10 protein-coding genes and 2 riboswitches are annotated in these 11,012 nt (G+C 53.6%); of the genes, 7 read left to right on the top strand and 3 right to left on the bottom strand.

Annotated elements, in window-relative coordinates:
* The first annotated feature begins 8 nt into the window (after positions 1–8).
* A riboswitch (glycine riboswitch) is annotated at positions 9–83 on the top strand.
* A gap of 9 nt (positions 84–92) precedes the next feature.
* Positions 93–283, top strand: a riboswitch (glycine riboswitch).
* A gap of 108 nt (positions 284–391) precedes the next feature.
* The 7 genes from gcvH to AC16KF_RS02275 all read left to right on the top strand — a co-directional run bounded on the left by gcvH (position 392) and on the right by AC16KF_RS02275 (position 6,738).
* Positions 392–769: a glycine cleavage system protein GcvH gene (gcvH, locus tag AC16KF_RS02305; protein WP_484035671.1), complete on the top strand. Its 378-nt coding sequence runs from the start codon at positions 392–394 to the stop codon at positions 767–769.
* Between the two features lie 76 nt (positions 770–845).
* On the top strand, positions 846–2,198 hold the full coding sequence (gcvPA, locus tag AC16KF_RS02300; RefSeq protein ID WP_484035670.1) for an aminomethyl-transferring glycine dehydrogenase subunit GcvPA: 1,353 nt from the start codon (positions 846–848) through the stop codon (positions 2,196–2,198).
* Complete coding sequence (gcvPB, locus tag AC16KF_RS02295; protein ID WP_484035669.1) at positions 2,191–3,735, top strand: aminomethyl-transferring glycine dehydrogenase subunit GcvPB; 1,545 nt, start codon at positions 2,191–2,193, stop codon at positions 3,733–3,735. Before gcvPA ends, gcvPB begins: the two co-directional genes overlap by 8 nt.
* Positions 3,736–3,861: 126 nt before the next feature.
* Positions 3,862–4,254 carry a DUF6232 family protein gene (locus tag AC16KF_RS02290; protein WP_484035668.1) on the top strand — a complete coding sequence of 131 codons (393 nt, stop codon included), beginning with the start codon at positions 3,862–3,864 and terminating at the stop codon, positions 4,252–4,254.
* A gap of 246 nt (positions 4,255–4,500) precedes the next feature.
* A complete protein-coding gene (locus AC16KF_RS02285; protein WP_484035667.1) occupies positions 4,501–4,731 on the top strand; it encodes a hypothetical protein in 231 nt (76 codons plus the stop codon).
* A gap of 137 nt (positions 4,732–4,868) precedes the next feature.
* Entirely contained in the window at positions 4,869–5,435 is a 567-nt protein-coding gene (locus tag AC16KF_RS02280; RefSeq protein ID WP_484035666.1) for an RNA polymerase sigma factor, read from the top strand.
* Positions 5,428–6,738, top strand: coding sequence for a hypothetical protein (locus AC16KF_RS02275; protein ID WP_484035665.1), 1,311 nt, complete (start codon positions 5,428–5,430; stop codon positions 6,736–6,738). The genes AC16KF_RS02280 and AC16KF_RS02275 overlap by 8 nt, the downstream gene beginning before the upstream one ends.
* Before the next feature lie 206 nt (positions 6,739–6,944).
* On the opposite strand, the gene der is transcribed toward AC16KF_RS02275, so the two are convergent.
* From der to cdaA, 3 genes are all read right to left on the bottom strand, one after another.
* Positions 6,945–8,312, bottom strand: coding sequence for a ribosome biogenesis GTPase Der (gene der, locus AC16KF_RS02270; RefSeq protein ID WP_484035664.1), 1,368 nt, complete (start codon positions 8,310–8,312; stop codon positions 6,945–6,947).
* A gap of 78 nt (positions 8,313–8,390) precedes the next feature.
* Positions 8,391–9,626, bottom strand: a complete 1,236-nt coding sequence (locus AC16KF_RS02265; RefSeq protein WP_484035663.1) for a CdaR family protein — start codon at positions 9,624–9,626, stop codon at positions 8,391–8,393.
* A gap of 1 nt (position 9,627) precedes the next feature.
* A complete protein-coding gene (gene cdaA / locus AC16KF_RS02260; RefSeq protein ID WP_484035662.1) occupies positions 9,628–10,482 on the bottom strand; it encodes a diadenylate cyclase CdaA in 855 nt (284 codons plus the stop codon).
* Positions 10,483–11,012: the final 530 nt, after the last annotated feature.

The raw sequence follows: 11,012 nt of genomic DNA, 5'->3' as shown, positions 1-11,012 counted from the left end.
GACGGACTTCTCCACTACAACACGGGCGCCGAAGGTGCAAATCTGGATCAGGCGAAACCAGATGAATCTCTCAGGCAAAAGGACCCTGTCCCCGAATCCACTCTGGAAAGTTTGATTGTCTCGCAGTTCAACTGCGAGACATCAATACCGACGGTGTAAAGTTAGTTAGTTGGATAGTTTGGTAGTTCAATAGTTCGGTAGTTGAAAAACTACAAAACTAATTAACTAACTGACTACCAAACTAACGAACTAATCTCTCAGGTCACATTACAGAGGCGCGCGATTAACTTCGTGCGCCTTTTTGATTCGCCGCATCGTAACGCGACATTCATGTCGCAACTCGCAAGCAGCGAGATAAATCTCGCGCTACACATCACCAAGGAGATTGATAATGAACACCCCTTCCAATTTGAAATATGCAAAGTCCGATGAATGGTTCGACCCCGCGAGCGGGAAAGTGGGCATCACCGACTACGCCCAAAACCAACTCTCCGATATCGTCTTCGTGGAGATCCTGGTCGAAGCAGGAGAAGAGATCGCGGCGGGCAAGCCAATCGCTTCGGTGGAGTCGGTGAAAGCCTCATCGGAGATTTATGCACCCGCCAGCGGAAAAGTCGCGGCGGTGAACAAAGACCTCGCCAACAAGCCCGAGACCATCAACACCGATGCTTTTGGCGCGGCGTGGATGATCCAGCTCGAAGGCGCGACCGCGGGCGACCTGATGGACGCGGCGGCGTATGAGAAGCATTGTGAGGAGAGAAGTCATTAGTAATCAGTGAATAGTGAACAGTGATCAGTACTGATAACTGATCACTGATAACTCCCTCACTGGTCTTGGAGTCACCATGACATATATTCCCATAAGCCCCCACGAACGCGATGAGATGCTCGCAACAGTCGGCGTTAAATCGCTCGACGATTTGTTCGATGCCGTGCCTGCCAAACATCGCTTCCCCAAACTTGACCTGCCTCCCGCGTGGACAGAAATGGAAGCGTTGGAGGAACTGTCCAACATTGCCAGCGCCAACGAGAATGTGCGCGGCGATCTGATCTCGTTCCTCGGCGCGGGCATGTATCATCACTACATCCCGTCGGTGATCGATCACATGTTGAGGCGCGGAGAATTTTATACCGCGTACACGCCGTACCAGCCCGAAATTTCACAAGGCACGTTGCAAGCCATCTTCGAATATCAATCGTTGATGGCGGCGTTGACAGGCATGGACGTGTCGAACGCGTCGCACTACGACGGCGCGACTGCCACTGCCGAAGCGGTGAACTTGGCGAACGCGCAATTCCGCGGCAAACGCAAGAAGGTAGTTATCTCCCCCACTGTGCATCCGCAATACCGCGCGGTGATCCGCACGTACACGCAAGGCATGGACATGCACCTCGTCGGCGACGAAGCGGACGCGGAACTCGATACCGATCCGAGCGATCTGCTCGCACATGTTGGCGAGGATACGTGTCTCGTCATCGTGCAGTACCCCGACTTCTTCGGGCGCGTGTACGATTATAAAAAATTCATTGATGATGTTCACGCAAAGGGCGCATTGGTTTGTGTGGTTGCAAACCCGACCGCGCTGGCGTTATTCAAAACACCCGGCGAAATGGGCGCGGACATTGTCGTGGGCGATGGTCAGCCGCTGGGAATCCCGATGTGGTTCGGCGGACCCAGCGTCGGATTTTTCACGACGCGCAAGCAATACGTCCACAAAATGGCGGGACGCTTGATCGGCGAAACGGTGGACAACAAAGGTCAACGCGCGTATGTGCTGACTCTCACCGCGCGCGAGCAACACATCAAACGCGAACGCGCCACGTCGAACATCTGCACCAATCAAGGCTTGCTCGCGCTGGCGTCTGCGATCTACCTCAGCGTGCTCGGCAAAAACGGATTGAAGCAGGTAGCAAATCTTTGTTATCAAAAAGCGCATTACGCCGCGAGCGAATTGAGCAAACTCAAAGGCTATAAAGTTTCGTCCGAAACATTCTTCCACGAGTTTGTGTTGGAATGTCCGCAGCCCGCCAGCGAGGTCAACGCGCATTTGCTCGAACACGGCATCCTCGGCGGATACGATCTGAGTCAGGATTATCCCTCGCACAAAAATCATTTGCTGGTTGCCGTCACCGAGATGAATTCAAAAGAAGAAATTGACACGCTCGTTGAGGTGCTGTCGGAGGTGAAACATGGTTAGCAATAGCAGCGCTTCGTCTGCGGGACTGACGAACACAGTCCCTCCGCTCAGCGCGAAGATAGTGGAGCCGACGATCTTCGACTTATCCTCGCCCGGACGAGTCGGCGTGCGGATGCCCGAATCAGACGTCCCTGCGGCTGAATCGCCTCCTCCGCATTTGCTGCGCTCCGAACTGCCGCTTCCCGAACTTGCGGAGGTGGACGTTGTCCGCCATTACGTCCGACTCTCAAAATTTAATTACAGCGTCGACGGCGGATTTTATCCGCTTGGCTCATGCACGATGAAATACAACCCGAAGATCAACGAAGACACGTGCCGACTGCCAGGCTTCGTGTTCACGCATCCACTGCAACCTGTTGAGACCGTGCAAGGCAATCTCGCGTTGATGTATCAGTTGCAGGAAATGTTGAAAGAGATTTCGGGATTCGCGGGCGTGACGTTGCAACCCGCCGCGGGCGCGCACGGAGAATTTACGGGCGTGTTGATGATGCGCGCGTATCATAAATCGCGCGGCGACGATAAGCGCGTGAAGATGCTCATCCCCGACGCGGCGCATGGGACGAACCCCGCGTCTGTTGGAATGATGGGCATGACGGTTGTGACGATCCCCTCCGATGAGCGCGGCAATGTTGATCTGAAAAAATTGGAAGAGGCGTGCGACGATACCGTCGTCGGCATGATGCTCACCAACCCGAACACGCTCGGCATGTTCGATGAACATATCGAGAAGGTGATCGCGCTCGTGCATGGATGCGGCGGTTTGATGTATGGTGACGGCGCGAACTTGAATCCGTTGCTCGGCATCGTCCGCCCTGGCGACTTGGGCTTCGACGTGATGCACTTCAACTTGCATAAAACGTTTGCCGTACCGCATGGCGGCGGCGGACCTGGCGTCGGTCCTGTTGGAGTCGGTCCCAAACTCGTAGACTTTTTGCCTGAGCCTTTGGTTGGAATCGTCGAAGATGGCAATGATGAAATGCCTCCGCTGTATGGATTCGTCAAGCCTGCGAAGACGATCGGTCGCATGAAAGCCTTCCACGGACATTTCGGCGGCGGCTTCGTCCGTTCGTTCACCTACATCGCCATGCACGGACCCGATGGACTCAAAGACATCGCGCAATACGCCGTGTTGAACGCCAACTATCTGCAAGCAAGGTTGCGCGACCATTATCACATCCCGTTTGACCGCATCTGCATGCACGAGTTCGTGGCAGAGGGACAATTTGAAGGAAGCGATGTGCGCGCGCTGGACATCTCCAAACGACTGATGGATTACAACTTCCACCCGCCCACAAACTACTTCCCGCTCATCGTCCACGAAGCGTTGATGATTGAGCCGACCGAGACCGAGAACAAAGACACGCTCGATGCCTTCGCCGACGCGATGATCCAGATCGCCAAGGAAGCGAAGTCTACGCCTGAGATCGTCAGGTCCGCGCCGAATAATACGCAGTTCGGGCGCATGGATGAGGTCAAAGCGGCGAGGGAGTTGGTGTTGTGTTGCTGGTTGCCTGAGGGGTATGATTTGAGCGCGTGAAGTAAATTAGAAAAGCCTCGGAGAATAATGTCTCCGAGGCTTTTAATATACTTGGCTAAGTTGTACAGTTGTATAATTTAAGAAGCGTAAAACACGATTCAATCCCTATACAGGAAAGAAGACAAAATGACTGAAACAGGCGAAATCACAATCTTTGAAGATGATAAGGTAAAAATAACCAACCTAAGGGCCATCATTGGAACGAAAACTTATGCAATATCTAATGTTACATCTGTAAGCAAAAGCCAGAAGGCGGCAAGTAACATACCCTTCTTGCTGGTCATTGTTGGGGCGTTTTTTATATTTTTAGGTATAGTCGGTATTCGAGAGTTTTGGGGATTCTTGATTATCGGTTTGATAATTGCCATTTTGGGAATACGTGCCGTTAATACTAAGCCTGCATACATTGTAAAAATAGGAAGCGCGTCGGGAGAAACTAATATTTTGGTATCAGAAGACGGAGCATATATAAAGAGAATTGTTGATGCGATGAACGATGCAATTGTTCGAAGAGGATGAATATATTTAGCGCGGCGGGATACCGCAGGGCTAAAGCCCGTTGCTCAGTACGTGGAAGCCGTTTCGACAAGCTCAACGTGTCACCTTCGGGCTGACGAGCGAGTCGGCTTCCAGCCGACTTTCATGAACTGAGGCAGGGATTTATCCCGCCGAAACGTGGAATTGAACGAGCATTGGGTATAGTATTCAAGCCGCTTTCTAAAGTAAAATCGGAAATCCTTTAGATTGGATGAAGGAGAATATCTAATGAACGCACAAATGATGACGCCTCAACAAATTCGTGTCGCTGGTTTGGCGGCGCTTTCCTGCGAACTGGGTCTGGTTGGGATGATTCGTTTTATGCAACAATTCGAACTGGGACAGGGCGATTACTCCAAAGACCGACACGAGTGGCTGGATAAATTCACAGTTGACGATATTGCCAAAATGGTTCGCGAGAAAAAAGGGACATATAAAACTGGCAAAAAGAAGAAGTGAAAAGGTGAACGACATCGAGAGAGACCTCGGAGTTCTTGAAGAACGCCGAGGTCTTTTCAAATTCCCTGTTACGATTCAAGCCTCTACTGGCACTTCCTACTGTGCGCACAACACAGCAGGAGACGCCTCACACGTTTATGACCATCCCTCACTACCCGTCTATGGACGATGCTCACCTTGCGCGGCTGGCGCGCGCCGAGCCAGAGGCGTTTGCCGAGTTATATCGCCGTCACGTTGCGAGCGTCTATCGCTATCATATGGCGCACACGGGAAACGTCCACGATGCGGAGGATCTCACTTCGCAGACGTTCATGGCGGCGTTGGAGGGGATACGATCCTATCGCGGCGCGGCTCCGTATATTGCGTGGCTGATGGGAATCGCGTCGAGGCTTCGCAGACGCTTGTTTCGGCGCACCAAGCCTGAGGTCCCGTTGAATGCGGCGCTTCACATCCCGACTCCCAGCCTGCCTACCGACAAGTCGGCTTTTCAACGCCTCGAGCGGACTCAGATCATCAACGCGATCAAACAACTCAGCAGTGACCGCGCCGAAGCGTTGATCCTATGTTTCTTCAGCGGACTCAGTTTCGCCGAAGCGGGGTCGGCGCTGGGCAAAAGTGAAGCCGCCGTCAAAATGCTCGTCTCGCGCGGACTGCAAGACCTGCGCGCGCGTTCTTCCATTGCATTGGAGATGGACTATGAATAAAGAACTCTTCGACCAACTCCCCGCCGACGAACAATCCGTCGCCGCGAAATTAAATTCAGTAGCAGACAACATGAAAGTTTCTCAAGACTTTCAATGGACATTGGAGACTCGATTAATGGACGCATATAAAAACAAATCACAGCCTGCAACAGGCTGGTTTGCAAAACTCGTCGTGCCTGTCGCATGGACAGTTGCCGCCGTGCTCGGATTCGTTTTGTTCCACTGGACGATCCGCTCGCTCGTCCCATCCGAACAAGTGCCTGGCTCATCTAGCACTGAAATTTCTTCTGATACATTCGAATCGAATGTAAGGCAGGGAATTATTTGCGAAGGTCCGCTCGCGCTCGCGCATGGCTTTTCGGCATTTATAAGCAACTCAGAGAAAACAGAGTTTATCGATCTTGACCCACAGCGAACAATCGGAGAGTTGCGCTCTTTGTCGTGGTTGGCGAACGGCGAACAATTGGCTCTTGTTGGGAATACAACAGGCACAGGCAATATCTATCTAACCGACTCTACTGGCAGTCAACTTCAACCTGTTCTCTCAAACTCAGAATTAGGATACCTAATGGATGTTGCCTGGTCGCGTGATGGGAAAAGAGTTCTGACATGGTCGGTTGCAAATCCTACTGTGATCTATCTTATCAATAACGCTGAATCTACAGTTACCGAATTTCAACGCGATCAACAGATCGGATCCACTCCGCAATTCTCGCCTAATGACCAGAGTATTATTTTTTATGGTCTAGGTCCAAGTACTGGCCTCTTCGAGGCAAATTTAGAAAGCGGGCTGGTAAGATTAATCAGCGCGCTTGTTGAGTACGACAATAGTTTCGCATGGTCGCCAGATGGCTCAAGACTTGCCTATTTTGAAATGAGAAGAACTTCAGGAGAAGCAGTCTTGATCCTTCAAAATCCAGACGGAAGCAACAAATCTATCATTGCCTCATTGCCTATCCCGAAAGGACACAGTTCGACTATTCCCGATGTTGCTCACCTCAGCTGGTCATCAGATGGAAAATTCCTTGTCTTTGAATTTGGCATGAGCGCGTCCGACCGCGCGATCTATCTGGCATATGCGGACGGCTTAGGGTTAATCAAATTAGCTGACTCAGCCCATGCACCGACAGTTTCATCAGACGGAAATTGCCTTGCATACATCAGTGACAAACAAGTCTTTCTCCTGGATTTGTCGGATATATCTCTGACTTCCGATATACCTGCACCAATCGTATTAGCAGACTTGCCCGCCGGGCGATCCACGTCCGATTTTCGATTGGATAAATTACAGTGGAAGCCGTGAGTACGTTGAAATTACGGCAAGAAATCTCACCAACGCGTCTGACCCCGAAGTTTCGCCCACCGAAAGAATTTTGCTCATCGGAAGATAAATATTTTCACCATCAAGCAAAGCGTCAAACAATTCACGCCACAACTCCCCCGCCTCGCCTTTCAACCTCTACTCTCTACTCTCTATTCTCTATTCTCTATTCTCTATTCTCCAACTGACTACTCCCGCCTCCCCTTCGTCACAATCCGTATTGGCGTACCTAAAAACCCATATTCCTCGCGGATCTGATTTTCCAAATACCTCAAGTAAGTAAAGTGCATCAACTTCGGGTCGTTGACGTAGATCATAAACGTCGGCGGGTCGGAACGGACTTGCGTGCCGTAGAACATTTTCAACGCGCGCCCCGCATGTGTGGGATGCGGATGAGCGTCCTGCGCTTTGTGAATCACCGCGTTAATCTTCGAGGTGGTCAAACGCGCGAGGCGTTCCTCCTGCACGCGCAACGCCATCGGCAAGACAGTATCCACGCGTTGACCGGTTTTCGCCGAGATGAATAACAGCGGAACGTAATCCATAAAGTTCAAATCGGAGCGAATCTTGCGCGTGTACTCCTCCATCGTGAACGAATCTTTTTCGATGGCGTCCCACTTGTTGACGATCACCACACACGATTTCCATTGCTCGAGGATAAAGCCCGCAATGTGCGCGTCCTGCGCAGTGATGCCCGTTGTGGCGTCGATCATCAGCAGGGCAACGTCGGCGCGTTCGATGGCTTTGAACGAACGCAACACGCTAAACTGCTCCACGCCGCGCTCGATCTTGCCGCGCTTGCGGATGCCCGCCGTGTCGATGAGCGTAACCTGCAACCCTTCCATTTCGATGAGCGTATCGGTCGCATCGCGCGTGGTGCCGGGGATCGGGCTGACGATGGCGCGTTCCTCGCCCACGAGTTTGTTGAGCAGGCTGGACTTGCCCGCGTTCGGCTTGCCGACGATGGCGATCTTGATGCTCTCATCCTCCTCCGCCGCTTCCTCCGCAGGGAAGTTTGCCACAACCGCGTCGAGCAGGTCGCCGGTGTCGCTTCCATGCACGGCAGAGACCGGGTGAGGCTCGCCCAGCCCCAACTCGTAGAATTGACTCGCCGCATCCCGTGTTTCGCGCGCCTCGCATTTGTTCGCCACCACAAGGATCGGCGGGAAGAACGAACCGTCCGGCAATTTCTTCTGCGAGCGGCGCAGGATGTCTGCCACCTCCAAGTCTGCGCCGGTCACGCCGCTTTGCCCATCGTTGACGAACAGCACCACATCCGCTTCGTCGATCGCGGCTTGCGCTTGCGCGCGGATATCCTCGATAAAATCCGCCGAGCCGACCGAGAGCGGTGTTTTGCCGCCATGCGTCGGGTCGATGCCGCCAGTGTCGATCACATGGAAGGCGCGCCCGTTCCATTCCGCTTCGCCAAACAGGCGGTCGCGCGTGGTGCCGGGCGTATCGTCCACGATCGCCATGCGTTCACCGACGAGGCGATTGAATAAAGTTGATTTTCCAACATTGGGTCTGCCGACGAGGGCAACAATAGGTTTAGGCATGTATGATTTCCGATTTACGATTTGCGATTTACGATTTACGATTTACGATTTCAACTGATCACTATTCCCTGCCGCAACCTACGGGCTTGGCGTTCCGGTGCCGGGGACAGAGATGACCACCTCCACGGCGCCGGGCAAAATCGATTCGACCAGCACATTTTCGACAAGGATTTCGATGGTGGGTGTGAGTTGATACGTGCCAGCCTCCAGCCCGGTCACATCGATATTTACGATGATATCCTGCGGCGTCAGCGCGTCGAGCACAGGCAACGGACCCGAGATGATCACATCCACCGTTTGCGGCGAAACCTGCGCGGCTAGCCCATCGCTCAAGCCGGTCACATGGATGGGTTGATTCAACAGCGTTACACTGGTCTGGATCGGCGAAACTTCAACCGTTACTTGCACGGTTTGCGCCCCAACAATGCTGATGTTGGCCGGCAATAACAGCGCGAGCCGCGTAGAGATGGCTTCTTTCGCCTCCTGCAAATTGAGCGTTTCGGTTTCGATCACGCCGGGCAACGCATTCACCAATTGTGGGTCGGAGGCAAACACCGTGATCACCGGCGGGACGACCGAAATATTTTCAAGCCGGTACCCCGCCGCCACCTGTCCGCTGACGATAACTTTTACCGCCACATCGCGGAAACCGCCTTGTTGCGTGACGGGAATGGTGACATGAATCGACGAAGGATTAATCGACACGCCATCCACGACGGCGTTTTGCGCATCGAGCGCCAGCACAGGCAAAGCTTGATCGATACTTTCGCGCGTGCCGGAGAAACTCAACAGGATGCGCGCTCGTTGCACCTGCTCGACCAGCGACTCGGGACCGGAGATCACCACCTCGTTCGCATCAGCCTGCGGATCTCCGGCTTGATAGCCCACCGCCGGCTGTCCGCTCAGGGAGAGGTCGATGGGCAGGGCGCGGGTGGCGAGTCGCTCGAGGGTGACAGAAACAGAAGCAGGGTCCGAAAGAACGAGTTGGATCGGTCGCGCCGCGATCTGAATCTGGATATCCTTTGTATGTTCGCCCGCGCTCAAGTTGGAAATATCCAGGATGGCGCGGATGGAATTTTCCTGCGCGGAGATCCGTTCCCAAACCGAACGAGGCGCGCGCAAGGTGACGTTCACTTTGGCTGGGATTTCACTGGTGATGACGAGCGACGGCTCCTGCCCGACGATTTCAAGCGGCACCGCAATGGGCGCGCGGATCTCATCCGGGTCGGCGGCAGTGACGGCAGAAATCCAGACCGCGACGGCAAGGACAAAGGCGAGGAGGATCGTGCGGATATTGGTAGCGAGCCAGCGCATGTTATTTATCCCTGCGGAAGAATCGTTGGAACCAGACTTTGCGCGGCGTGGAAACATCGGTTTGGTAAAACGCAATGAGGATGTTTTCAAGCCGCTCCGGGTCGATGCGGCGAATCATGCGCCCGGCATGCGCGATGGAGATCGAACCGCTTTGTTCAGAAACGACGACTGCGACCGCGTCGCTCACTTCGGAGGAGCCGAGCGCGGCGCGATGGCGTAATCCCATTTGTCGTTCGGGGTTGCGGGTGAGAATACCGCTTGACGAGAGCGGCATGACGCACGCCGCCGCAAGCACCTTCCCGTCGGCGATAATGGCGCCGCCATCGTGCAGGGGCGTATCTGGGTAAAAGATCTGCAAGAGCAATTCGGGCGTCACTTGCGCGTACATTTGAACGCCGGTCTCGGCGTATTGCGCGAGGCTATCGGTGCGTTGCATGACGATCAAGGCGCCGTGTTGCCGCGCCGAGAGGCGGCGCGACGCTTCGACCACCGCATGGATCACTTTGACGATATCGGCTTGTTGCGGTTGTCCGCTTCCGGTGACGAAGTTGCCAGCTCGTCCCAGCCGTTCGAGCGCGCGGCGTATCTCGGGGGCAAAGATAACCGGGATGGCGAGGAGCAGGGCGGGCAGGGTGCTTTGCACCAACCACGAGAACGCCGGCAATTCAACAAGCGAGGTGAGCAAGATCAGGGCAATGATGAGGAAAATCGCGCCGCGCAACAACACCATTGCCTGCGTATCGCGCAAGGTATAGAGCAATGCAAAAAAGATCAACGTGACCAGCGCAATATCCAGAACGCTGAGCCAGTTGAGACGCTCGAAAATGAAGAAGATGTTATCGAAAAAGTTCGCCATCGGGTGGAAGTGTAATTCGTAATTGGGGATTGGTAAATGGGGCGGGAACATTTACACATGGCTTTCGCGCAACCCGGGTCGACGACTCTTGCGCGCGCGAATATCGTGGAACACGCGGAGGTTTTCCCATTTTGGCACTACCGTTTTTAACGGGAAACCTTTTTCAAACATAGGACTTACGCGGTTGAACCTGTTACGCCGTAGTTGCCCTGGGGCGGATGTGGCACAACTGCCCGCCAACTGCGTAAGTCCTGAAACATAAAGGACACGAGGGTCATAAAGGAAAACACAAGGAATCCGGGTCCTTTTCCCCTTGGTGTCGCTTCGATAGACTCAGTGCAAGCCTGCGTGGCGAGGTATTTTCCTGTTAACTACGGGAGACCCTTAAAGGGTAAGGAATCAGGGGTCTCCCGTAATTAACGGGAAAGAGCTTCACCACGAAGGGCACAAAGTACACAAAGGCAAAAAAAGAGCCTAGATTCCTTGGGTTTTCCTTTGTGACCGTCGTGTCCTTTGTGTTTGAAAAAAAG

The sequence above is a fragment of the Candidatus Defluviilinea gracilis genome (genome assembly GCF_057138825.1).
Note: the sequence above shows the minus strand (reverse complement) of the source record. Positions and strands in the feature narration are given on the sequence as shown.

Coding starts and splice junctions, on each gene's coding strand:
- cdaA (WP_484035662.1), bottom strand. CDS start 10,482: ATGGCGAACTTTTTCGATAACATCTTCTTCATTTTCGAGCGTCTCAAC.
- gcvPB (WP_484035669.1), top strand. CDS start 2,191: ATGGTTAGCAATAGCAGCGCTTCGTCTGCGGGACTGACGAACACAGTC.
- AC16KF_RS02280 (WP_484035666.1), top strand. CDS start 4,869: ATGACCATCCCTCACTACCCGTCTATGGACGATGCTCACCTTGCGCGG.
- AC16KF_RS02285 (WP_484035667.1), top strand. CDS start 4,501: ATGAACGCACAAATGATGACGCCTCAACAAATTCGTGTCGCTGGTTTG.
- AC16KF_RS02265 (WP_484035663.1), bottom strand. CDS start 9,626: ATGCGCTGGCTCGCTACCAATATCCGCACGATCCTCCTCGCCTTTGTC.
- der (WP_484035664.1), bottom strand. CDS start 8,312: ATGCCTAAACCTATTGTTGCCCTCGTCGGCAGACCCAATGTTGGAAAA.
- AC16KF_RS02275 (WP_484035665.1), top strand. CDS start 5,428: ATGAATAAAGAACTCTTCGACCAACTCCCCGCCGACGAACAATCCGTC.
- gcvPA (WP_484035670.1), top strand. CDS start 846: ATGACATATATTCCCATAAGCCCCCACGAACGCGATGAGATGCTCGCA.
- AC16KF_RS02290 (WP_484035668.1), top strand. CDS start 3,862: ATGACTGAAACAGGCGAAATCACAATCTTTGAAGATGATAAGGTAAAA.
- gcvH (WP_484035671.1), top strand. CDS start 392: ATGAACACCCCTTCCAATTTGAAATATGCAAAGTCCGATGAATGGTTC.